The organism is Amycolatopsis sp. SB7-3, from assembly GCF_041021335.1.
GTDB lineage: Bacteria > Actinomycetota > Actinomycetes > Mycobacteriales > Pseudonocardiaceae > Amycolatopsis > Amycolatopsis japonica.
The window spans coordinates 74,546-95,887 of sequence record NZ_JBFPJQ010000009.1 but is presented as its reverse complement, the minus strand read 5'-3'; the positions used below and the strand labels follow the sequence as shown (position 1 = coordinate 95,887).

The following is a 21,342-nucleotide window of genomic DNA, read 5'->3' as shown; positions in this document are numbered from 1 at the left end:
GTGCCTTCGCCGTCCGTCGCGGAACTTCGAGGAGAACGTCATGTCTGCCGATCCCGCACCGTCTTTTCCGTTCCGTGTGGCCGATCCGATCCTTCCGCCCGCCGAGTATCGGAAACTGAGGGCCGAGCGTCCGGTCTGTCAGGTGACGCTGCCGACGGGTGATCTGGCCTGGTTGCTACTCCGCCACGAAGACGTGCGGAACGTCCTCGCGGACGTCAGGTTCAGCCGTGAGGCGATCACCGCGCCCGGCGCACCCCGGCTTCTGCCGATCGCCCGAGGCTCACGTTCGATCTTCGTGATGGACCCGCCGGAGCACAGCAGGTTGCGCAAGCTGGTTTCCAGGGCGTTCAGCCCCCGGCGGATCGAAGCGCTGCGGTCGCGGATCGAAGGTCTCACGAACGAATTCCTGGACACGATGGCCGCGTCGGGGCCGCCCGCCGACCTGGTCGCCGGTCTCGCCCAGCCGCTGCCGATCACGGTGATCTGCGAAATGCTGGGGGTGCCGATGGCCGACGTCGGGCAATTCCGGGCGTGGACCGACATCATGCTGGGCTTCGCGCCCGATCGGAAGGACGAGGTGCTGGCCGCCAAGGACAGTCTCTCCGCGTACTTGCTGGAGCTGATCAAGGACAAACGGCGGCACCCGACCGAGGATCTGTTGATGGTGTTGATCTCCGCTCAGGACGAGGGAGACCGGCTCAGTGAGGAAGAACTCGTGGCGTTCGGCTACACACTGCTCGGCGCCGGATACCACGCGACGACCGCGAGCATCGTGCACGCTGTGCTGACCTTGCTGCGAAACCCGGCACGGCTCGACGACCTGCGCCGTGAACCCGGTCTGCTCCCCGGCGCGGTGGAAGAGCTGCTGCGGCTTTCCCAAGCAGGCGGCGGTATCGGTGCGTTGCGGATCGCGACGGAAGACGTGTGGTTCGGCGACGTGGTGATCCGTGCGGGAGACGCCGTCCTGCCTTCGATCAACGCCGCGAACCGCGACGAGTCGGTGTTCCCCGAGCCCGACGAGATGCGGTTTTCCCGCCCCCGTAACCCTCATGTCGCCTTCGGACACGGCATCCACCATTGCCTCGGCGCACAGCTCGGCCGGATCGAACTGGAGGTCGCCCTCCGTTCGCTGCTGGCACGGTTCCCGGATCTCCGCCTCGCCGTGGCGGAAGACGAACTCGACTGGAGTGTCGGGTTGGCGTTCAGCAGGCCGGACGAGCTCCCGCTCGCCTGGTGAAATCCACGTCAGAGGACAAGGAGGGCACGAATGGATCTCGGGCTCGCAGGCAGATCGGTGTTCATCACCGGCGGCAGTGGCGGTCTCGGCGGGCCGATGGCGCAGGTCTTCGCCGCCGAAGGCGCGCACGTGGCGCTCACCTATCACCGCAACAAGAGCGCCGCGGTGGAAGTGGTCGAAGCTGTGGAGAGGAGTGGCGGGCGGGCCTTGGCACTGCCGTACGACCTCTCCGACGAACAGTCCATCCGGTCGGCGGCCGATACCGTGACCGCGGAATGGGGCGGCATCGACGTTCTGGTGGTCAACGCTTCCCCGGCGCGGGGACCTGACGAACGTCGGGGCCCTTTCGAGACGGTGCCCGTCGAGGCTTGGCGGACGCAGCTGCGCGAAGAGGTCGAGGGCGCGTTCCACACCGTCCAGGCGGTGTTGCCGGGGATGAAGGCACGCGGCTGGGGCCGGATCGTGCTGATGTCCGCCAGTATCGTCAATCGCGGGATGCGTGGTGAGGAAGCGTATGTGGCGAGCAAGGCGGCGCTGCACGGGCTGAACCGGACCCTGGCCACCGAACTGGCGGCGCACGGCATCCTCAGTAACGCCGTGGCGCCAGGGCCCACCGTGACGGCCAATCTGCTGCCGAAGGTGCCGCCGGAGATCCGGTCCACCTTGGCCGGCTTGAGTCCGGCCGAAATCCAGGCCGTGCTCAACGAGCGCATCCCGCAGCTGCGGTTCGGTCTTCCCGAAGACGTGGCGAAAGTGGTGGTGTTCTTAGGGTCCGACGCGAACCGCCACGTGACCGGCAGCGTGGTCAACGTCGCGGGTGGGCACTGACGCCGATGCCGTGCGGCGGTGCGGCCGCCGCACGGCATCGGCGTCAATCACGGTCGACGGCCAGCTTCTCCAGTACGCCCACCACGTCGGCGGGCGGAGGCCGCAACAGCGACTCGGCCGCCAGTGTCGCGGCCGCCCGGCCGGCACTCCCATCCGCCAGCACTTCAGCGGCGGCTTCACGGATGGACGCCGCGTCGGCGTCCTCCTCGGCGATGACCCGCCCGGAGCCGGTGGCCGCCAGCTGCCTGCCGTGTAGCTGGTGATCGGGCAGCTGCGGGATCACCAGCTGGGGCACGCCATGGGTCATCGCGGTGAGGGTCGTACCCGCCCCGCCGTGGTGCAGCACCAGATCGCAGGACGGCAGCACCAGATCCAGTGGTACACCGGTCAGGAGGCACACGTCCTCCGGCAGGCCGGTGATCAGCTCCGTGTGTTCCTCCGCGACCGCGACGACGATCTCCGCGTCCAAGCCGGCCACGGCCTTCGCCACCCTCTCCGCCAGCATTCGCCGCGATCCGAGTTTGGCCATCGTCGTCCCCCACGTGACGCAGATCCTGGTCTTGTTTCCCTTGGCGGGCAAGGGATCTGGAACGGTACCGGGCCCGTTGTAGGGGACATAGCGGATCTCTTGCGGACGATACCCGGTGGGGACCTGCAGCCGGGGCGGGCAAGGATCCACCGTCACCCTGCCGCGTACGTCAACCCCGGACAGCCCGAGTCGTCCGGCGAGCGGCTCGATCGCGTCCGGCAGGAAATCCACCGCCCGTTCCAGGAGGTCGACGCCGTAGAGCACGCGCACCGCGGGCACCCCGATCGCGGCGGCCGCGAGCGGGCCCGCCCAAGTGGTCAGCTCGTAGACGATCACGTCCGGCCGCCATCGTTCAGCCTGCCCGACCAGGTCGTCCGCCATCGAATCGGCCAGTTCGACCAGCATGTCCAACGCCCGCGGCCTTCCCTGCCGCCGCGCGGCGGGCCGTCCGTCGGGCCGTAGCAGGTACTCCCGGACGAAACCCGGTACGTCGACGTCGTGTCCGACCGGAACCGCGTCCAGTCCCGCCTGCCGGATCACCGGTGTCAAGCCCGGCTGGCTCGCGACGCGCACCTGATGCCCGGCCGCGCGGCACGCCCAGGCGAGCGGGACCATGGGAAAGAGGTGGGACCGCCAGGCCCAGGTGCAGAACAAGACCCGCATGCGATCACTCCCCCACGGTCGCTTCGATCAGCCGAAGCGGAGTTCCCGTCTCGGTGGTCCCCCGATACCGCAGACCGGCCCGCTCGAACAGTTCGGCGTATTCGTACGTGGTCCGTTCCCTGCCGTCCATGACCAGCAGCATGTGCAGATCCATCAGCGCGTCCCAGGGGTTGGCGGGCGGATCGGAGATCAATTGCTCCAGCAGGATCACCCGGCCGCCCGGTTCGGCCACCTTCGCCACATTGCTCAGCGCCTGCACGCACATGTCGTCCTCCCACATGTGCAGCACCTGGCGGAACAGGTAGACGTCGGCCTTCGGCACCGTCACCAGGCAGTCTCCCGCTTCGAGTTCGCACCGGTCCGCGAGCGCACCGGTACTCAGCACCGGATCCGCGTGCTCGATGGTGTGTGCCCGGTCGAAGAGGATTCCCCGAAGTGCGGGGTTCGCCTCCAACAGCGCACGCAGCAGGGAACCGTGTCCACCACCGACGTCGACGACCGTGCCGACGCGGGAGAGATCGAGTGCGCCGACCAGCGCCGGATGCAGGGCGACGGACTGGGCAGCGTATCCGCGCAAAGTGGCCGCGCCCGCCTCGTTGTCGTCCTCGGCGAAGTAGCTGAAGAGGTCCTTGCCATAGGTGGCCCGGAAAGCGCATTCACCGGTGCGGACGCTCTCATCGAGCTTCGCCCACATCTGCCAGCCCCAGTACGAGCCGGTCAGCATCACGTCCCCGACGCGCACCGGCGCGTCGGAGCGCATCGCCCGGGACGCCTCCGTGTGCTCGTAGAGCCCGGGTTCGAGCTGGCGATAGACGCCGTAGGCGGAAAGCGCGCGCATCAGCCTCGACAAGGCACTCGGGTCGGCTCCGATCGCTTCCGCCAGCCGATCGACGCGCACCGGCTCGTCGCCGACGGAATCCGCGATCCGCAGTTTCGCCGCGGCCTGGATCACGCCGCTCGCCCACATACCCCAGGCCAGCTCCATCACCTTCTGGACGGCCGGTGGGCCGAGTACCGGGGCACCGTCGAAAGCGGTCGCCCGAACGGTCTTCCAGTCGGCATCACACATGATCATCACCTCGGGATCGGTCGTTCATGGACGGCGGAAGCAGGAAACTCATCAGAAAACTGGCGAAGAACAACGCCACGCAGACCCAGAGGCCCGCCTCGATCGCCCGCCGGTGGTCACCCGTGCCGGTGAGCGATCCGAAGAAGACCGTGCCGAGCACCGCGATGCTGATCGCCGAACCCACCTGCAGTGCGGTGGTCATCAGGCCGGACGCCGCGCCGGCGTCCGGCAGGGGGACTCTGCTGAGCACGATGTTCACCAGGGTCGCGCTGACCATGGCCATACCGGCCCCGATGACGATCGCGCCCGGTACGAGCGCCCACGGGGTCAAGGCCGGCCCCAGGACGTGAATCGGATAGATCACGCCGAGCACGCCGGCGATCTTGACCAGCGCCGCGATCGACACCACTCGTCTGCCCAGTCGCGGAGCCAGCCGGATGGACAGCATCGATCCCGCGACGATGCCGAGGGACGACGGGAACAGCGTGAGCCCGGTCATCCAGGGCGAATAGCCGAGACCTCCCTGCAGGTAAAGCGAAAACACGAAGGTGTGGCCGGTACCCGCGAAGAAGACCAGTGCGAGCGGGAGACCCGCGCGGATACCGCGATGACGCAAGATCCGCGGCGGGATGAGCGGAGCGCCTCGGTCGCGTTCACGGAACCGCTGATGCCGCAAAAAGAGCGCGAAGATCGGCGGTGCGGCCGCGAAGCAAAGAAATGTCCACAGTGGCCACCCGATCTCGTGCCCTTGCACCAGTGGATACATCACCGCCATCAAGGCCGCGGTGGCCAGCAGTACACCGACCAAGTCCAGCTTCGGCGACGATTCGGACCGAGATTCCGGCATCAGCCGGATCGCGCCGAGCAAGGCGGCCGCGCCGACCGGAAGGTTGATCAAGAACACGGCGCGCCAGCCGAGGCCGGCAAGGTCGGCCTGGATCAGCAGCCCCCCGAGCACCGGACCGGTCATCCCGCCCAACGCCAGCGATATCCCGTACATCGCCAAGGCCCGCGGGCGTTCCGGTGACGGGAACCCGACCTGGATGAAGCTCAGTACCTGGGGGATCATCATCGCCGCTGCCGCCCCCTGCAGGATTCTGAAGGCCACCAGCGTTTCCGGGTTCGACGCCAGCCCGCACAACGCCGAAGTGAGCAGAAAGGCGCCCATTCCGGTGAGGAAGGCCCGCTTCCGGCCGAAGATGTCCCCGACCCGGCCACCGGTGATCAGCAGAACGGCGAACGCCAGGGTGTAGCCGGCGGAGGCCCATTGCAGCATCGCCGGGCTCGCACCGAGGTCTTCCTCGAACGCGGGAAGCGCGACCGTGACGATGGTCGCGTCGAGCAGATCCATGTAGCAGGCGAGCAACGCGGGAACCAGTGCCGCCCAGCGCCGGGGGTGGTGGGTGCCAGGGGTGATACGGAGGTCCAAGGGGGTCATCGGCCGACTTTCCTGAGGCGTCAGCGTGCTGACCGATGCTCAGGGGGCGGCCTGGGATCGCGCTTGAACCTCGGTGGACCGCGCTCCCGCTCAGCTGACCAGGCCCGCGCGGTGGGCGAGGATCGCGGCCTGCACGCGGTTGGTCAGCTTCAGTTTGCTCAGGATGCGGCTCACATGCGTCTTGACGGTCGCTTCGCTCAGGTACAACCGGCTCGCGACGTCGGCGTTGGCGAGCCCTTCCGCCAACGCGACCAGGACCTCGCGTTCCTTGTCGGTCAGCACGTCCAGCTGTTCCAGGGCGGTGACCTGACGGGACGGCTCCCGTTCGGTGAAGGTGTGCAGGAGACGCCGGGTGATACTCGGTGCGAGCATGGCGTCGCCCGCGGCCACCGCTCGGATCGCGGTGATCATGTCATCGCCCGCGGAGTCCTTGAGCAGAAAGCCGACGGCGCCGTTACGAAGCGCCGTCTGCACGTACTCGTCCAGATCGAACGTGGTCAGGACGATGACCCTCGGCGGCCGCGGTAAGGATTGCAGTCGCGCTGTCGCGGCCAGCCCGTCCGACTCCGGCATCCGGATGTCGACCAGGGCGACGTCCGGCTGGTGTCGTTCGGCCTCCACGACGGCGGAGATCCCGTCGGGTGCCTCGGCCACCACCGACATGTCGCCTGCCGCCTCCAGGATGGTGCGCAGCATGGAACGCACCATCCATTCGTCGTCGACCACCATCACCCGGATCACGAGCCGGATCCCGCCGACGGCAGCGGAACGACCGCTTCGACCTCGAACCCGCCGTTGAAGGTCGCCCCGCAACTGAGCGTGCCACCGATCAACCTGATCCGTTCCTGAAGGCCGATGATCCCGAAACCCCCGCTGGGCAAGGTGTCCGGCACGCGGAGTGACGCCGGCCGTTGGTTGGTGATGGTCAGCCGGAACTCCTCCGGGCCGTACATCATGCGGATTCGGGTGTCGGCGTTCTTCGCATGCTTGTGCACGTTGGTCAGCGCCTCCTGGGCGACTCGGTAGCTTGCCTGTTCCACGATGGAGGGCAAGGGGCAGACCTCTCCGAGGGTTTCCACCTCGACCCGGACGCCCGCGGCCCTCGACTGAGCGGCCAGCCCGGCGATGTCCTCGATACGGGGCTGGGGTGACAGCGGGGCGTCACCGACCCGCAACACCTCGAGAACCTGGCGGAGTTCGCTGAGCGCGTCCCTGCCGATGGACCGGATCTTCTTGGTCAATTGCAGCCTCTCGCTGTCCCCCGAGACTTCGGCGGTCGCGGCGTGCAAAACGATCAGGCTGACCCGGTGCGCGACCACGTCGTGCATGTCGCGGGCGATGCGGGTGCGTTCCTCGGCACGGGCCTGCTCTGCGAGCAGATCGCGTTCGCGCTCCAGCCGGGAGGCGCGTTCGAGCAAATTGCCCACCAGCTTGCGATGGGTGAAGCTCCACAGGCCGAGCAACGTCGGTGCCAGGCAGAGCGCCGTGCTGATCGGAACGCTCGCGTCGAAGCCGCCGAGGCGCCAGAAGGGGAAGCCCACTGTCACCAGCGCGATCGCGGCGGTGACCGCCATCAGCCGTCGCGACGTCTCGAAAGCAGCCAGCGCGTACAGGCCGAAGACCACACCGATGATGGCCGAGAGCATCGTCCAGCTCACCAGGCTGACCACCACCAGGAACAACGGCCTGCGCCTGCGTACCATCGCCGCGGCACCCGTCAGCAGGGCGATCGGGATCGCGGCGACGAGCCGGTTGTCGCCGCCGATCAGGGGGAAACCGAAGTCGGGGGCGAACTGCTGTGGTCCTGACCAGACGAAGGTGCCGATCACACACGCCAGTGCCACCGCGGAATCGATGATCGCGTGACGGCGTCCCGATGGTTTCCACGCCCACCACCGTGGGGTGGAGCTCGGCGAGGTCATTCTCCGAGTCTAGAGGAATGATCAAGTGGAACGGGCACAAGCGTCCTGGCGTATCGGGTCGGTCGCCCCCTTTGGAGCGAATTACCAGCGTTCCGTGATTCCGGCGGAAGACCCTGGACTGACCCGCGGTCGGCGAGAATCCAGCTGGAGGAGAACATGTCCGAGAGGGTGGCCGGAGTTCCCGCCGGAACAGGGAGAATTCCCACGCTTCGGCGGGCGGGCCTGGTCATCGCGCTCGTCGCTCTGGTGATGACCGCCGTGGTGGTGCCGACGCTGGGCGGAGTACCGCTCTGGATGGCCGACTTCCAGGTCTATCACGAGGTCGCGAAAGCGGTTTTCGACGATGTTCCACTGTACGAGCTGAAAGTCGATACAGCGACTCTGACCGGAGTCGCGTTCACCTATCCCCCCTTCTCCGCGGTGGTGTTCACCCCTTTGTCCTGGCTTCCCGCCGGCTTCGCGGAAGTGCTCTGGACGTACGCTTCGCTGCTGGGACTCGGCGTGATCCTGTGGATTTCATTCGGTCTCGCGGGGGTCACCGCCCGAAACCGCCGTCTGCGCCTGGTGGTGCTGGGAATGGTCGCCGCGCCGGTACTCACGCCGGTGCTGATGAATCTGATGCTGGGACAGGTCAACATCTTCATCGTCCTGCTCGTCCTGCTCGATTTCTCGCGGCGGATGCCCGAGAGAGGGCGAGGTGTGCTGATCGGCGTCGCGGCCGGAATGAAACTCACCCCGTTGATCTTCATCGGTTATCTGCTGTGCACCGGACGGCGCAAGAGCGCCTTGCGCGCCACGGCCGCGTTCGGTGGCACGGTCGCCGTCGGATTCCTCGTCCTGCCCGGGGATTCCAGCGCGTACTGGCTACGGGGCCTGCTGCTGGACACCGGCAGGGTGACCGATATCAGCGCGGCGGTCAACCAGTCGTTGCCCGGCCTTTTCGCGCGGCTCGCCGGTTCCGCCACCGCGCCCGGCTGGTGGCTGCCGGCCTGCCTGGTGGTCGCCCTGCTCGGCCTGCTCACCGCGCGCTGGGCGCACGGACTGGGCCACGACCTTGCCGGGTTGCTGGTGGCGGCGTTCACGGGGCTGGCGGTGGCACCGATCTCGTGGCCCCATCACGCGATCTGGATCGTACCCCTGCTGGCCTGGCTCTCGGTCGCCACCTGGCGGGCGGGGTCCGTGCTGCCGAAGGTGGTGCTGACGGTGGTGACGCTGTGGTGGCTGGTGCCGGTCTACTGGCTGTCGGTGCTGGGCAAAGACACTTCCGACCTGACCGCCGGGGACCAAGTGGCGGTGGCGCTGACGAGCTACCTCACGCTCACCGCGGTGGCGGTGGCCTTGCTGCCCGTGTGGCTGCCCCGCGTTCGCGTTCCGCTCGAGCCGGATGTCAATCGATCGATGTAGCCGACGGCGCCATCCCAACGACTTCCGGCCCATCAATGAGATCACTTCGTGCGACGCGGGCGTCGCCCTGGTGCTCCTAGATTCGAATCACAGGCGAAACGGACCTTGGAATGACGGCCGCCTGAGACGAGAACAGGAGAGGTGACCAGCATGGATCCCGCGGACAGGACGGGCGCCGATGTCCGAACACGGCCGGCGATCGCCCCGGGACTGACCGTCCCGCAGACGCGGACACAATGGGCGTTCGCCGCGTTCTCGGCTCTCAACGCCGTGGTGATATTCCCCGGTGAGAACGCCATCCTCCCGCTCGTCCAGAGCGTCGGCTTCGCGGGCTATCTCTTCGCCGCCGCCGTCGCGGCCTATTGCGCGCTGCGCTCCGGAACCTCGCGAGCGCGCCGGGTCGCCATCGTTTTCCATCTGCTGTTCATTCCGGTGCAGTTCCTGTTCAGCTTTCCCGGCCCGCTCCCGCTCGTCGGGATGCTGTTCTCGGCGCTGATCCTGGGCTTCCTGCGTCCGGCTTTTCCGAGACTGTCCCCCGGCAAGCGGAAGCTCTGGGTCATGCTGCACGTCGGGCTCTCGGTGAGCTGGCTCGGTATCGCGGTGTCCATGGTGGTGCTCAGCGCCGTCGGCTACACGACGGAAAACGCCGGACTGCGGCACGGCGCCTACGAATTGATGCACGTCTTCGATCTTTTCATCGTCATTCCCACGATGATGCTGTCCATTCTCACCGGCCTGGTGGTCTCGCTGGGCAGTAAATGGGGCCTGGTCAAGCACTGGTGGGTGCTGCTCAAACTCGTGATCGCCCTGTGCATCCCGGCGGTCGCGATCGTGGAAAGCCAATGGGTGCAGGAACTCGCCGAGCGGACCGTCGATCCGGCCGCCGAACCCGGTGGTACGGGGCTGACGCTGCTGATCTGCATGATCGCGTTCTCGGCCGCGTTGTGGACGGCGACCTACCTGTCTGTTTTCAAGCCGGGCGGAAAAACCCGCTGGGGAAAGAAGAACGTCGCGCGCGAACGCGCCGCACGGGAGAAGAAGACGGCAGGCGACAGCGCGGGCGTGCCGGGACAGCGTGTCCCCGCCCCGGATCGTGCCGCCGCCGAGCACTACCGAGGAGGAAAGAACTGATGGGGGAAACGCAACCGCCCGCAGCACGGGCCCGCGCGCTGCTGAAGATCTACGGCGAGGGGAGCGCCGGCGTGACCGCGCTGGACAACGTGAGCCTGGACATCCCGGCCGGGAGGTTCACCGCGATCATGGGGCCGTCGGGCTCCGGCAAGTCCACGCTGATGCACTGCCTCGCCGGTCTGGACGTCCCCACCGGCGGCCAGGTCTTCGTAGGCGACACCGAGCTGACCGGGCTCGACGATGACCGGCTCACGGTGCTGCGCCGCACGGAACTCGGGTTCATCTTCCAGGCCTTCAACCTGGTGCCCACGCTGTCGGCTCGAGAAAACATCGTGCTGCCGCTGACGATCGCGGGCCGTAAGGCGGATCCCGTGCACTTCGACAATCTGGTCGCGGCCTTCGGGCTCTCCGAACGGCTCGATCACCGGCCGGGACAGCTCTCCGGTGGCCAGCAGCAGCGGGTGGCGTGTGCGCGGGCGCTGATCACCCGGCCGAAAGTGATCTTCGCCGACGAGCCCACCGGGAGCCTGGATTCCCGCAGCGGCGGGCAGATCCTGAGATTCCTGCGGAGCGCGGTCGATGAATTCGGCCAGACGGTCGTGATGGTCACGCATGATCCGCTCGCCGCCGCCTATGCCGACCAGGTCGTCTTCCTCGCCGACGGCGCACTGTTGGACAGCCTCGAGGCACCGACGGCCGAGCGCGTCCATGCGCGGATGCTCCAGTTCGACCGCGCGGTCGGGCCAGGCGTCGCGTCGTCCACCGCCCGCGCCCTCAAGGCGTTCTGACATGTGGCGAACCGTCATGGCGTCTTTGCGGGGGAACTGGTCCCGCCTGGTACTCACGTTCATCACGGTGCTCCTGGGCGCGACCTTCGTGTCCGGCGCGCTGGTCGTCAGCACGAGCCTGTCCGAGGGGCAGGAACCCTTGCGGGACGGCCTGGACGTCTTGGTCACGCCCCTGGGGCGCGGCGTCGGTGAAGACGAGGCACAGCTCAGCCAAGGCGGGCAGAACCGGATACCGCTGACCGAGGGACAACGCGCCGGGCTGGCCGGGATTCCCGGGGTGGCCGCGGCGACCGGCGTCGTGGAGGGTTACGCCGCGGTCGCGGGCGCGGACGGCAAGGTCCTGGTGTCCGAAGGCTTCGAAGTCAGGATGACCGGCAGCAACTGGACCGGGACGGACCGGATGTCGATGGTCACCGGCCGTGTCCCGGCCGGGCCGGCCGAGGTGGTCCTGGCGGACTCCGTCGCCACCGCAGGCGGAATCGCCGTCGGCGACACGACGACCGTGCTCTACCGCGGCGGGAAGCTCCAAGCCGCGGTGGTGGGCGTCTACGACTACCGGCCCCACGGCCGGGAGGCGGGCTCCACCCCCACCGTGGCGTTCGACACCGCGACCGCGCAGCGATTGCTGCTACGTCCGGGGAGCTTCACCAGCGTCGAGATCACCGCGGCGCGGGGAACGCCGGAGAGCGCGGTGGCGGATGCCGTCGCGAGTGCCGTGCCCGCCGGCTTCACCACCGTGGATCGTGCCGGGCTCAGCGCCACGCTACGCGCGACGACCTCGGAGATCTCCTCCGCACTGTCCGCCACCGTGCTGGCCTTCACCGGAATCGCACTGGTCGTCGGGATCACGTTGATCGTGAACACCTTTTCGATGCTGGTGGCCCGTCGTGGGCGTGAATTGGCGCTGTTGCGCGCCGTCGGCGCGACGCGGCGTCAGGTCCGCCGTTCGGTGCTGCTGGAAGCCGCCGTCGTGGGGTTGCTCGGTTCCGTGACCGGACTGGCCATCGGCAGCCTGCTCGCCCTTCCGGTGATGACGTATGCGGCGGACCTGAACCCCGCCCTCGATGGCGGCGTGGTGATCGGCCTGCCCGCCGTGCTCGGCACGCTCTTGGTCGGCACCGGCACCACGGTGGTGGCCGCCTGGTTGCCCGCGCGCAGGGCGGCTTCGGTGCCTCCGGTGGCGGCGCTGGGCGGCGAACGGCTCGAGGAGGAAAAGGGCTCGCGGTGGCTGTTGCGGACCGGGCTCGCGGTCGTGATCCTGTCGGCCCTCCTGCTGATCGTCGCCACGCTGGGCGAGGGCACCGCCTGCCGGGCGTCCGGCATGCTCGGGGCCCTGGGGCTGCTGCTGGGCGCGGTGATCTGCGCTCGCTGGCTCAGTGGTCCGGTGATCGGCCTGCTCGGCAGGCCGCTGCGGCGGGGGACTCTCGGCGGGATGGCGCTCCGCAACACCCAGCGCAATCCCCGGCGGACGGCGGCGACCGCGACCGCGCTGACGATCGGCGTGGCCATCGCCATCGGCATCACCATCTTCTCGACGACCATCTCCACGATCAGCGAACGCGATCTCGGCGGCGCCCTCCTCGGCGGGATCGTGGTCACCAACGTGGCAGGCGGCCAGATCGGCGAAGACACGAAACGGCTCGTGGAGGAGGTGCCCTCCGTGACCGCGGTCAGCACCCTGCGCACCGATCAGGTTCTCGTCGACGGCAAGGAGATTCGCGCCGGCAGCACAGATCTCGCCGCGTTCGGCCGCACCGTCGCCGTGAAACTCGAACAAGGCAGCCTCACGGATCTGCCGCGAGGCGTGTTCGTCGCGAAGGCCGTCGCCGAGGAGCGGGGCTGGTCGCTGGGGCGGCGGGTGGAACTGAGTTCGCCCGGTGGGGCGGGCACACCGGTGGAGATCACCGGGATCTTCACCGAAGCGACGTTTTTGGGGCAGCTGATGGTGCCGCCCGCGCTCGCCGACACTCATTTCCGGCCGGGCGACGGGAACCCCATGGTGGTGGCGACCGAGCCGGGTGCCGACCGGGCGGCCATGGAAGGGGCCTTGCGAAAAGCTCTCGCCGCCCGTTCAGATCTCGCCGTCATGAGCGCACCGGAGTACGTGCGGAGCCGGATCAGCGAGGTGGACGTGTACCTCGGTGCGGTCACCGGGCTCCTCGGGCTGTCCGTTTTGATCGCCTTCCTGGGCATCATCAACACCTTGTCGCTCTCGGTGCTCGAGCGCGGCCGGGAACTGGGCCTGCTCCGCGCGACCGGGATGACCCGGCGGCAGATCCGAGGGCTCGTCCGCGTCGAATCCGTGCTGATCGCCGCGCTGGGCGGGGTGATCGGCGTCGTGGTCGGCGTCGTGCTCGGCGCGATGATGCAGAACTTCATCCTGTCGCGCGGGGTGTTCGACCTCGTGGTGCCGCCGACGATTCTGCTGGCCCTGCTCGGAATTTCGCTGGGCGGGTTGCTGGCGGCCTCCTGGCCCGCCCGCCGGGCGGCGCGGGTGAACGTGGTACGTGCGATCACCGTCGACTGACGGTACGTCCGGACGGTTCGCGTCGCGAGCCGAATTCAGCTGAGGAGCGATCCTGTGACCTATGTGATTACCAGTCCGTGTACCGACGTCAAGGATCGGTCGTGCGTGGACGTCTGCCCTGTCGACTGTATTCACGACTCGGGGGCTCAGATGGTGATCGACCCGGTGGAGTGCATCGACTGCGGTGCCTGCGTACCGGAGTGCCCCGTCGAGGCGATTTTCTTCGAAAGCGACGTGCCGGACGGCGAACGGGAATCAATGGTGCGCGCGGAGTCGTTCTTCGGTCAAGGGAACCCGTAGTGACACGGCGTTCCGGACGGACGTTTCGCCCGTCCGGAACGCCGCCGGATCAATAACGCTCGGCGGTCACCGTCGTCTCCGACACATGCACGATCTGTCCGTCGGCGTTCACCGCCGTACCGGTGCCCTGGGAGGTGAAGGTGTCTTCCGACGTCAGGCTTCCTTCGTGGTCCACGTGCACGTCGAAAGCGAACTTGTTGTCGTCGTCGAAGGCCTGCTCGCGGAAGGCGAACCGGAATCCTTCCCTGGTCCGCCGCCATTTTCCGATACCGGTGGTCTGACTTCCGGTGTTGGTCTGGATGAGCAGGCCCTCGGCGGTGAAGGCGAACAAGCCGCGTTCGTTCCTGGTCCCGTCCGCGAAGGTCACGTGTACCGCCCAAGTCCCTTCCGGACTGCGCGGGCGGGTTCTCAGATCGGTGCCGTTTTCCTCATCCCTCGTCGCCAGGTCCTCTTCTTGAGTAGCCATGTCCCCCTCCGGGATCGCTGGTGAGAATGATCTGTGCCCCCTGTGTGGCCCAATTTAGCAAGACGTCGACGATTCGACCGTGCTTTTCAGGGTTTCTTCAGGAAGGCAGGATCAGCCAGCCCAGAGGTGAACTCAGGTTCTCGTCGGCGGGTTCGTTCACCACCGCACCGGCAGGCTCGCCAGCGCGCGAGCGGTGAGTCCCGTCTTGAGTTCGATTTCTCCGGGGGCCACCGCCAGGCGGAGGGTGTTCGGCATATTCCGTAAAAGTGCGTAAAGCGCCTCTTGCATCTCCAGTCTCGCCAGTTGCGCGCCGAGACAATGATGGATTCCGTAGCCGAAGGCCATATGCGGATTGCTCGCGCGAGCCAATTCGACCCCCTCGGGCCGGTCGAAGACCTCGGAATCGTGATTGGCCGAGCCGAGCGCGGCGAGCACGGCGTCGCCGGCCCGGATGGTCACGCCACCGAGCCGAACGTCTTCGAGTGCCACCCTCAGTTGCGTGCCTGTCAACGCGAAAGTGTTGTGCCGCAGCAGTTCTTCGATGGCGCTCGGAACGAGCTCCGGTGCGGCGTACAACCGTGCAAGCAGCTCGGGTAAGCGGAGCAGAGTGAACAGCGCGGTACTCAGCGTGCTCGCGGTACTCATGTGGCCGACGGTGATCAGAATGAGCGCGAAGCTGACCAGTTCGGTCTCCGTCAGCCTGTCCTGCTCGTCCCGAGCCGCGATCAGCACACTGAGCAGGTCGTCGGCCGGGTGGACGCGCTTTTCCCCGACCAGCTCGACGAGGAACCGCTCGATGGCGGCTCGCGCCGTCCGCACCTCGTCACGCGTGTGCGCGGAAAGGCTGAAGATCACGTCAGTCCAAGCGTGCAAGGTCTCGAAATCCTCATAGGGCACACCGAGCAGTTCGAAGATCACCTTGCTCGGGAGCACGGCCGTGAACTGCCCCAGCAGATCGGCGGTCCTCGGTCCGCTCGCCAAGTCAAGCATCAGCTCGTTCGCGAGCGCTTCGACCCGCGGCCGCAACGCTTCGATCCGGCGGTAGGTGAAGGCCGGGGCGACCAGCCGTCGCAACCGCGTGTGATCGGGCGGATCCATGCCGAGAATCGTTTCCGGGCCGGGGCTGGTGTTCCCCATCCGCGGGCCACCCGGTCGTTCGGCGGCCGCGCGGCTGAACCGGGCGTCGCCGAGGATCGCACGGACATCCGCGTACCGGGTGACCAGCCAAGCGCGGTCCCCGGACGGCAGCGTCACCTTGGCCACCGGCTGCCGTGCGCGCAGCCTGGCGAACTCGGCCGGCAGGGTGAACCCGGACGGCTGAGGGAAGGGGAAGTCGAGTTCGGTGAGTCCCGTGGACATGGCGCACTCCTTCGCGAAAGGCGGTTAGGCGAGTCCTGCGCGGTCCAACGCTTCCGTGGCCACACGCAAGATGGACTGTTGTTCCTCGGTCGTGCGTGCGAACGGCGACAAGGCCAATGTGGTCACTCCCGCCTCGGCGTACGCGGTCATCTTTTCCGCGATGCGTTCGAGGGGGCCGAGCAGTGCCGTGGCGTCGACGAAGCCGAACGGCACGGCCGCGGCGGCACCGGCGCGATCACCCGACGCATACCGGTCGTACACCGTGTCTGCTTCGTCCGGATAGCCCATGCGTTTCATGAGGGCGTGATAGAAGCTGTGTTCCTTGGTGCCGAGGCTGACGAACCGGGCGATGTAATGCCGGACGGCGTCCGCCGCCTCTCCCGGTGACCGGCCGACGACGACCGGAACCGAAGGGATCACCTCGAATCCCTTGTCGGGCGCGCCCGCCTTGTCACGGCCGGCGTGGATGTGGGGAACCGATTCGGCGATGCGCTCCGGTGAACAGAAGACACCGAACCAGCCGTCGGCGACCTCGCCCGCGAGTTCGAGGCTGCGCGGCCCGATGGCCGCCAGGTAGATCGGTATCTCCGCCCCCAGCGGCCCGCCGAACTGATGGAAGGGTTCACCTCGCGCGCCGGGAAGCGGCAGTTCGTTGAAGTCGCCTCGGTATTTCACGGGCTCGTCATTCAACGCGAGCCGCACGATCTCGACGTACTCCCTGGCCCGGCGCAACGGTCGGTCGAATCGGACGCCGTGCCAGCCCTCGGCGATATGCGCGTTGGACACCCCGAGTCCCAGCCGGACGCGCCCAGGGGCCAAGGTCTCCAGGGTGGCCGCCGTCATCGCGGTCATCACCGCCGAGCGCGCGGGAATCTGGAGCACACCGGTGGCGAGGCCGATGTGTTCGGTTCGCCCCGCCAGCATCCCGAGCACGCTTATCGCATCCGTGCGGTACCCCTCGGGCACGAAGGCGACGTCATAGCCGAGCCGTTCCGCGGCCGATGCCACGGCCGGGGCGCCGTGGGGCGCGATGTTCACCCCGAGTTTCATCGGATCTCCTCCGAACGCGACGGTCGTGATCAGGTGATGGTGACGGCGACGGCGGTGCAGGCGAGCGCGATCAACGCCAACGCCGTGCGCAGGAAGTGCCATCGGCGCCAAAGGGGTCTCGGGTCGTGCCAGTCCTCGGGCATCCGATCCGGGTCCAGTTCCCTGGTCTGCCGGTTGATCGGCACGTTGCACCAGTGGGACACCACCGACACGCCGATCAGCGACACCGCGGCGCCGCCGAAGAGCAGCACGGCCGCGATCCCCGGCACTGTCACCGCGAGCACGATCTCGACGAGGGTCGAACTCAGTACCAGCACCGGCATGGTGGGATCCCAATTGCGCCCGAGCAGTTTCTGCGCGTAGACGTAACGGCCGGGCGGCATGGCGATCAAGGCGGGCAAGGTGCTCAGCGCGACCGCGAACAACACACCGGCCACCGTTCCGCTGCCCATCACGGCCAGCACGCCGAACAGGTCGGTCACCACGCCGCGCATCAGGGGCCGTCTGGTTCGTCGGCCGAAAGCTGGGAAATACAGCGCATGGTGCTCCTCTCGAAGGTCTTGGTGAACCCCTCGACGGTGCCCGTGTCCCTCGGCTTGGCGAGATAGGGCTTGAGCCTGCGCTCGACCTCCCGCACACCGGGCTGGATGGCCATGAATCGCGCGATGTCGGCCAGGTCGCCCTCGTACTCCACGAACCGCACCATGATGTCGTTCTCGATGAACACCGCGGTCGACAGGATGCGCCCGGCTTCGTTGCCGTCGGCGTCGAGCACCACCGGCGTCCCGGTGCGTTTGAAGCCGGCGAAGATCTCGGCGATCTGGTCTTCGCAGCCTGCTTTGATCCCGTATCTGATCGCTGTGATGGGCATTGCGGGCTCCTTTGTTCGAGGGTCAGTTCGCCGGCGCGACGGAGACGCCGGCCCTTCGTTCGAGCAGTGAAGTGTCGTGAGTTCCTTCGCGGAAGGACGGATTCCGGATGATCTCGCGGAGCGCGTCCCGGGTTGTCCGGATGCCGGGACCTTCGATCCGGAACTCGGCCAGCGCACGGTCCATCCTGGCGAGCGCTTGAGCACGGTCGGGTGCCCAGACGATCACCTTGGCCAGCAACGAGTCGTAGTCCGGTGGCACGCGCCAGCCGGGATAGGCGTGCGTGTCGACCCGGACGAACGGGCCGGCGGGCGGGGAGAATTCGACGAGCCTGCCTGGACAGGGAGCGAAATCCCGGTCGGGATCCTCAGCGTTGATCCGGCACTCGACCGCGACACCGCGCGGCCTGATGTCCTCCTGGCGGAAGGATAGCGGCAGGCCCGCCGCGATCAGGAGCTGTTCACGGACGAGGTCGATACCGGTCACCATTTCCGTCACCGGATGCTCGACCTGGATACGCGAATTGACCTCCATGAAGGCCGCCTCCTCACCGGACACCAAGAATTCGAAGGTGCCCGCGCCGGTGTAGCCGACGGCTCGCGCTCCCGTCGCCGTCGCCGCGGCGAGCCTCTCGGCCACCCCTGCGGGCAACTCGGGTGCGGGGCTCTCTTCGATGAGCTTCTGATGGCGCCGCTGCACCGAGCAGTCCCGCTCGCCGAGACAGACGACGTCGCCGTACTCGTCGGCGACCAACTGGATCTCGACATGCCTGGCGTGCTCCCAAAAACGCTCCAGGTACACGCGCTCGTCGCCGAACACCGCCCGCGCGGTCGCGCTGGTCGACCGGTAGGTCGGCAGCAGCTCCGCCCAGTCGCGGACGATCGCCATTCCGCGGCCACCTCCACCCGCCGACGCCTTGATGATCAACGGCAAGCCGATCCGCCGGGCCGCCGTGAGCACTTCGGCGGTGCCGTTCACCGGTTCCGTCGTGCCGGGGAGCAGTGGCAGCCCCGCCTCGCTCATCAGGCGCCTGGCCAGGGATTTGTCCCCCAGCCGCGCCATCACCTCCGGTCGTGGGCCGACGAAGACGAGCCCGTTGCTCACACAGATCTCCGCGAAATCCGAGTCCTCGGACAGAAAGCCGTATCCGGGATGGACCGCTTGCGCCCCGGTCCGCAAGGCGGCCTCGATCAGCGCGGGCGGATACAGGTAGCTCCGCTTGGCCGGACCGGGGCCGATCTGGACGGCCTCGTCGGCGGCGAGCACGGCCGCCGATTCCTTGTCCACCGTGGAATGCGCGACCACCGTCCGGATACCCATCTCGCGGCAGGTCCGGACGACCCGCAGCGCGATCTCACCCCGGTTGGCCACCAACAGGGTGTCGAAGACCGGTTTCATTCCGGCTTCTCCGGTTCGATGGCGATCAGTGCCTGGTCGTATTCGACAGGCTCGGCATCGGCGACGAGGATCCGCGCCACCCGGCCCGCCCGGTCCGCGACGATCGGATTCATCAGCTTCATCGCCTCCACGATCGCCACCTGCCTGCCGGGCTCGACCACGTCACCCACACTCACGAACGGCTTGGCACCGGGCTCCGGAGCGAGGTAGCAGGTGCCGACCACCGGTGTACGGATCACTGGCGTTTCGGCCGGAGCTACCGAGGGCACGGACGTCACCGGCTCCGGCGCGGCAGGCGCTCGTGAGCCTTCGGCGGCGAGCCACTCCACGTCGATGGACGCGCTGCCCAACCGCACCGTCGCACGCGTGGGCACCCGCTCGATCGTGGTGACGACCTCGGCCAAGCCGCGGCAGAGGATCTCCATCGCGTCTTCGGCGCCGAGCTTGAGTATTTCGGTCTCGAGCCCCAGCACGTCCGACAGGTCCCGGTTCGCGGTGAACTCGGGATGCCTTTCGATCATTTCACCGTCTCCCTGATCTTCGAGCTGACTTCGGCCGAGCCGAATCGCCGGAATTTCGCCCGTCTCGCCATCACCAGATCGGCCCCGTCCCGGCCGTGCAGTTCGCGCAGCGCGCGGATCACCGCGTCGCGCACGAACACACTGGCGGCGGCCGGGTCGCGGTGCGCGCCACCCGGCGGTTCGGGCACCACGCCGTCGACCACCCCGAGGGACAGCAGCGATTTCGCTTCCACCCGCAGCGCCTGGGCGGCGGCGGTCACGGCGTGCGTGTCCGAATCGCGCCAAAGGATCGCCGCGCACCCCTCCGAGCTGATGACCGAGTAGGTGGCGTTCTCGCACACCAGCACGCGGTCCGCGACGGCCAGTGCCAGCGCGCCACCGCTACCGCCCTCACCGGTGATCACGGCGACCACCGGCACCGGAAGTCCGCCCAGCACTCGCAGACACTCGGCGATCGCGTTCGACTGCCCGGTCCGCTCGGCTTCCGGGCCCGGATGCGCGCCGGGGGTGTCGATCAAGGTCACCACCGGTACCCCGAGCCTGCCGGCCAACCGCATCAACCTGACCGCTTTGCGATAGCCGGCCGGGGACGGCATACCGAAGTCGTGGCGCACCAGCTCTTCGGTGGTGCGGCCCTTCTGGTGACCGATCACCATCACCGGCAGACCGTTCAACTCGGCCAGGCCGCCCACGATCGCCGGGCTGTCGGCACCGGCACGATCACCGTGGAGTTCGACGAAACCGTCGGTCCAGTTCGCGAGGTGGTCGAGTGTGGTCGGCCTGCCGAGGACCCGGGCACGCCGGACCACTTCGTCGACGGGCGGGGGCGAAAGGGTTGCCGGATCCCGTAGCACGGGATCGGTCACCCCGTCCGCCCACCCGTCCGCCGGTTTCGCCGCCGCACCCACCAGAACGGCCAGGAGCCGCGGGAGTTCCTTCCGGGGCGCGACGCCGTCGATCAAGCCGTGCCCGAACAAGAATTCCGCGGTCTGGAACGACTCCGGCAGCTCTTCCCGGATGGTCTGCTCGATCACCCGGCGCCCGGCGAATCCCATCCTCGCCCCGGGTTCGGCGATGATCACGTCCGACAGAGTCGCGAACGACGCCGCCACTCCGCCGAAGGTCGGATCAGTGACCAGTGTGACGGTCAGCAGTCCCGCCTCGCCGAGGGCGGCCATGGCGTTGCTCGTCCTCGCCATCTGCATGAGGGAGAGCGCGCCCTCCTGCATCCGCGCCCCGCCGGAGGCGGTGATCACCAGCAGCGGCCTCCGGGTGGCCAACGCCGTTTCCGCCGCGGTCACGATCGCCTCCCCCGCCGCCGAGCCGAGACTGCCGCCCAGGAACCGGAAGTCCATCGCCGCCACGACGATCGGGTGGCCGCCCACTGTCGCCGACACCACCCGCACCGCGTCGTCGAGCCCGGTTTCCCGCCGGGCGCGATCCAGTCGTTCGGGGTAGGGCACCAGATCGGCGAACCCCAGCGGATCGTGCACCGCCGGCCCGGGTTCCACCGGTCTGATCGATCCCGGATCCAGCAACGCGTCGAGCCGATCGTGCACGGTCAGCCTGCTGTGCCAGCCACAGCCGGGGCAAACCTTGGCCATCCGCGCGAAACGTTTGCCGTACACCAGCATCCGGCACTGTCCGCAGGACACCCAGTCGGGGTCCGGCTCACGCTGAACACTGCCGGCGGTGTCCATGGTCGCCGTCATCGGGTCCTCCCTCCCTCGGGTTCCGAGCCGATGGTGGTGGCTCGCCGTCGTCGGACGATGGCGCGAATCCGCCCATGCAACCGCCGAGGATCCTCAGCGACCACACCAGCGTTCCCCCGGCCCTGCGCCAC

General features: G+C 67.9%; 20 protein-coding genes. 7 read left to right on the top strand and 13 right to left on the bottom strand.

The genetic code is table 11. The annotated features are described in order from the left end of the window. Positions 1 to 40 precede the first annotated feature (40 nt). Positions 41 to 1,237 (top strand): cytochrome P450, encoded by a 1,197-nt coding sequence (locus AB8M46_RS38220; protein WP_394363354.1) that lies wholly within the window; start codon positions 41 to 43, stop codon positions 1,235 to 1,237. 30 nt (positions 1,238 to 1,267) lie between these two features. Beyond that, positions 1,268 to 2,065 (top strand): SDR family NAD(P)-dependent oxidoreductase, encoded by a 798-nt coding sequence (locus AB8M46_RS38215; RefSeq protein WP_394363353.1) that lies wholly within the window; start codon positions 1,268 to 1,270, stop codon positions 2,063 to 2,065. 43 nt (positions 2,066 to 2,108) lie between these two features. On the opposite strand, the gene AB8M46_RS38210 is transcribed toward AB8M46_RS38215, so the two are convergent. From AB8M46_RS38210 to AB8M46_RS38190, 5 genes are all read right to left on the bottom strand, one after another. Beyond that, positions 2,109 to 3,257: a nucleotide disphospho-sugar-binding domain-containing protein gene (locus AB8M46_RS38210; RefSeq protein WP_394363352.1), complete on the bottom strand. Its 1,149-nt coding sequence runs from the start codon at positions 3,255 to 3,257 to the stop codon at positions 2,109 to 2,111. A gap of 4 nt (positions 3,258 to 3,261) precedes the next feature. Beyond that, on the bottom strand, positions 3,262 to 4,326 hold the full coding sequence (locus AB8M46_RS38205; RefSeq protein ID WP_394363351.1) for a methyltransferase: 1,065 nt from the start codon (positions 4,324 to 4,326) through the stop codon (positions 3,262 to 3,264). Continuing rightward, positions 4,319 to 5,764, bottom strand: coding sequence for an MFS transporter (locus tag AB8M46_RS38200; RefSeq protein WP_394363350.1), 1,446 nt, complete (start codon positions 5,762 to 5,764; stop codon positions 4,319 to 4,321). Before AB8M46_RS38200 ends, AB8M46_RS38205 begins: the two co-directional genes overlap by 8 nt. A gap of 90 nt (positions 5,765 to 5,854) precedes the next feature. Beyond that, positions 5,855 to 6,505, bottom strand: coding sequence for a response regulator (locus AB8M46_RS38195; RefSeq protein WP_394363349.1), 651 nt, complete (start codon positions 6,503 to 6,505; stop codon positions 5,855 to 5,857). Then, positions 6,502 to 7,686: a histidine kinase gene (locus AB8M46_RS38190; RefSeq protein WP_394363348.1), complete on the bottom strand. Its 1,185-nt coding sequence runs from the start codon at positions 7,684 to 7,686 to the stop codon at positions 6,502 to 6,504. Before AB8M46_RS38190 ends, AB8M46_RS38195 begins: the two co-directional genes overlap by 4 nt. 156 nt (positions 7,687 to 7,842) lie before the next feature. Here AB8M46_RS38190 and AB8M46_RS38185 point away from each other — a divergent pair, with 156 nt between their 5' ends. The 5 genes from AB8M46_RS38185 to AB8M46_RS38165 all read left to right on the top strand — a co-directional run bounded on the left by AB8M46_RS38185 (position 7,843) and on the right by AB8M46_RS38165 (position 13,836). Then, on the top strand, positions 7,843 to 9,090 hold the full coding sequence (locus AB8M46_RS38185) for a glycosyltransferase 87 family protein (RefSeq protein ID WP_394363347.1): 1,248 nt from the start codon (positions 7,843 to 7,845) through the stop codon (positions 9,088 to 9,090). A 150-nt stretch (positions 9,091 to 9,240) separates the two neighbouring features. Next, positions 9,241 to 10,221, top strand: coding sequence for a hypothetical protein (locus AB8M46_RS38180; RefSeq protein ID WP_394363346.1), 981 nt, complete (start codon positions 9,241 to 9,243; stop codon positions 10,219 to 10,221). Further along, positions 10,221 to 11,009 (top strand): ABC transporter ATP-binding protein, encoded by a 789-nt coding sequence (locus AB8M46_RS38175; protein ID WP_394363345.1) that lies wholly within the window; start codon positions 10,221 to 10,223, stop codon positions 11,007 to 11,009. The genes AB8M46_RS38180 and AB8M46_RS38175 overlap by 1 nt, the downstream gene beginning before the upstream one ends. Positions 11,010 to 11,025: 16 nt before the next feature. Continuing rightward, positions 11,026 to 13,536 carry an FtsX-like permease family protein gene (locus AB8M46_RS38170; RefSeq protein WP_394363344.1) on the top strand — a complete coding sequence of 837 codons (2,511 nt, stop codon included), beginning with the start codon at positions 11,026 to 11,028 and terminating at the stop codon, positions 13,534 to 13,536. A 150-nt stretch (positions 13,537 to 13,686) separates the two neighbouring features. Continuing rightward, positions 13,687 to 13,836 carry a ferredoxin family protein gene (locus AB8M46_RS38165; RefSeq protein ID WP_394363343.1) on the top strand — a complete coding sequence of 50 codons (150 nt, stop codon included), beginning with the start codon at positions 13,687 to 13,689 and terminating at the stop codon, positions 13,834 to 13,836. A gap of 49 nt (positions 13,837 to 13,885) precedes the next feature. Here AB8M46_RS38165 and AB8M46_RS38160 read toward each other — a convergent pair whose 3' ends face one another. From AB8M46_RS38160 to accA, 8 genes are all read right to left on the bottom strand, one after another. Next, the gene (locus AB8M46_RS38160; protein WP_394363342.1) at positions 13,886 to 14,203 is read right to left on the bottom strand and encodes a hypothetical protein; all 318 of its coding nucleotides are present in this window, start codon (positions 14,201 to 14,203) and stop codon (positions 13,886 to 13,888) included. 255 nt (positions 14,204 to 14,458) lie between these two features. Next, positions 14,459 to 15,661, bottom strand: coding sequence for a cytochrome P450 (locus tag AB8M46_RS38155; protein ID WP_394363341.1), 1,203 nt, complete (start codon positions 15,659 to 15,661; stop codon positions 14,459 to 14,461). A 24-nt stretch (positions 15,662 to 15,685) separates the two neighbouring features. After that, positions 15,686 to 16,711 (bottom strand): LLM class flavin-dependent oxidoreductase, encoded by a 1,026-nt coding sequence (locus AB8M46_RS38150; RefSeq protein WP_394363340.1) that lies wholly within the window; start codon positions 16,709 to 16,711, stop codon positions 15,686 to 15,688. A gap of 29 nt (positions 16,712 to 16,740) precedes the next feature. Then, positions 16,741 to 17,205, bottom strand: a complete 465-nt coding sequence (locus tag AB8M46_RS38145) for a DUF1772 domain-containing protein (RefSeq protein WP_394363339.1) — start codon at positions 17,203 to 17,205, stop codon at positions 16,741 to 16,743. After that, complete coding sequence (locus AB8M46_RS38140) at positions 17,205 to 17,582, bottom strand: SchA/CurD-like domain-containing protein (RefSeq protein WP_394363338.1); 378 nt, start codon at positions 17,580 to 17,582, stop codon at positions 17,205 to 17,207. The genes AB8M46_RS38145 and AB8M46_RS38140 overlap by 1 nt, the downstream gene beginning before the upstream one ends. Before the next feature lie 22 nt (positions 17,583 to 17,604). Then, the gene (locus AB8M46_RS38135; RefSeq protein WP_394363337.1) at positions 17,605 to 18,978 is read right to left on the bottom strand and encodes an acetyl/propionyl/methylcrotonyl-CoA carboxylase subunit alpha; all 1,374 of its coding nucleotides are present in this window, start codon (positions 18,976 to 18,978) and stop codon (positions 17,605 to 17,607) included. Further along, complete coding sequence (locus AB8M46_RS38130) at positions 18,975 to 19,499, bottom strand: acetyl-CoA carboxylase biotin carboxyl carrier protein (protein WP_394363336.1); 525 nt, start codon at positions 19,497 to 19,499, stop codon at positions 18,975 to 18,977. Before AB8M46_RS38130 ends, AB8M46_RS38135 begins: the two co-directional genes overlap by 4 nt. Continuing rightward, complete coding sequence (gene accA / locus AB8M46_RS38125; RefSeq protein WP_394363335.1) at positions 19,496 to 21,211, bottom strand: carboxyltransferase subunit alpha; 1,716 nt, start codon at positions 21,209 to 21,211, stop codon at positions 19,496 to 19,498. Before accA ends, AB8M46_RS38130 begins: the two co-directional genes overlap by 4 nt. Positions 21,212 to 21,342: the final 131 nt, after the last annotated feature.

Excerpts from the sequence above, each read along its gene's own strand:
- AB8M46_RS38220 (WP_394363354.1), top strand. The coding sequence starts at position 41 with ATGTCTGCCGATCCCGCACCGTCTTTTCCGTTCCGTGTGGCCGATCCG.
- AB8M46_RS38215 (WP_394363353.1), top strand. The coding sequence starts at position 1,268 with ATGGATCTCGGGCTCGCAGGCAGATCGGTGTTCATCACCGGCGGCAGT.
- AB8M46_RS38210 (WP_394363352.1), bottom strand. The coding sequence starts at position 3,257 with ATGCGGGTCTTGTTCTGCACCTGGGCCTGGCGGTCCCACCTCTTTCCC.
- AB8M46_RS38205 (WP_394363351.1), bottom strand. The coding sequence starts at position 4,326 with ATGTGTGATGCCGACTGGAAGACCGTTCGGGCGACCGCTTTCGACGGT.
- AB8M46_RS38200 (WP_394363350.1), bottom strand. The coding sequence starts at position 5,764 with ATGACCCCCTTGGACCTCCGTATCACCCCTGGCACCCACCACCCCCGG.
- AB8M46_RS38190 (WP_394363348.1), bottom strand. The coding sequence starts at position 7,686 with ATGACCTCGCCGAGCTCCACCCCACGGTGGTGGGCGTGGAAACCATCG.
- AB8M46_RS38185 (WP_394363347.1), top strand. The coding sequence starts at position 7,843 with ATGTCCGAGAGGGTGGCCGGAGTTCCCGCCGGAACAGGGAGAATTCCC.
- AB8M46_RS38180 (WP_394363346.1), top strand. The coding sequence starts at position 9,241 with ATGGATCCCGCGGACAGGACGGGCGCCGATGTCCGAACACGGCCGGCG.
- AB8M46_RS38175 (WP_394363345.1), top strand. The coding sequence starts at position 10,221 with ATGGGGGAAACGCAACCGCCCGCAGCACGGGCCCGCGCGCTGCTGAAG.
- AB8M46_RS38170 (WP_394363344.1), top strand. The coding sequence starts at position 11,026 with ATGGCGTCTTTGCGGGGGAACTGGTCCCGCCTGGTACTCACGTTCATC.
- AB8M46_RS38165 (WP_394363343.1), top strand. The coding sequence starts at position 13,687 with ATGGTGATCGACCCGGTGGAGTGCATCGACTGCGGTGCCTGCGTACCG.
- AB8M46_RS38155 (WP_394363341.1), bottom strand. The coding sequence starts at position 15,661 with ATGTCCACGGGACTCACCGAACTCGACTTCCCCTTCCCTCAGCCGTCC.
- AB8M46_RS38150 (WP_394363340.1), bottom strand. The coding sequence starts at position 16,711 with ATGAAACTCGGGGTGAACATCGCGCCCCACGGCGCCCCGGCCGTGGCA.
- AB8M46_RS38145 (WP_394363339.1), bottom strand. The coding sequence starts at position 17,205 with ATGCGCGGCGTGGTGACCGACCTGTTCGGCGTGCTGGCCGTGATGGGC.
- AB8M46_RS38140 (WP_394363338.1), bottom strand. The coding sequence starts at position 17,582 with ATGCCCATCACAGCGATCAGATACGGGATCAAAGCAGGCTGCGAAGAC.
- AB8M46_RS38135 (WP_394363337.1), bottom strand. The coding sequence starts at position 18,978 with ATGAAACCGGTCTTCGACACCCTGTTGGTGGCCAACCGGGGTGAGATC.
- AB8M46_RS38130 (WP_394363336.1), bottom strand. The coding sequence starts at position 19,499 with ATGATCGAAAGGCATCCCGAGTTCACCGCGAACCGGGACCTGTCGGAC.
- accA (WP_394363335.1), bottom strand. The coding sequence starts at position 21,211 with ATGACGGCGACCATGGACACCGCCGGCAGTGTTCAGCGTGAGCCGGAC.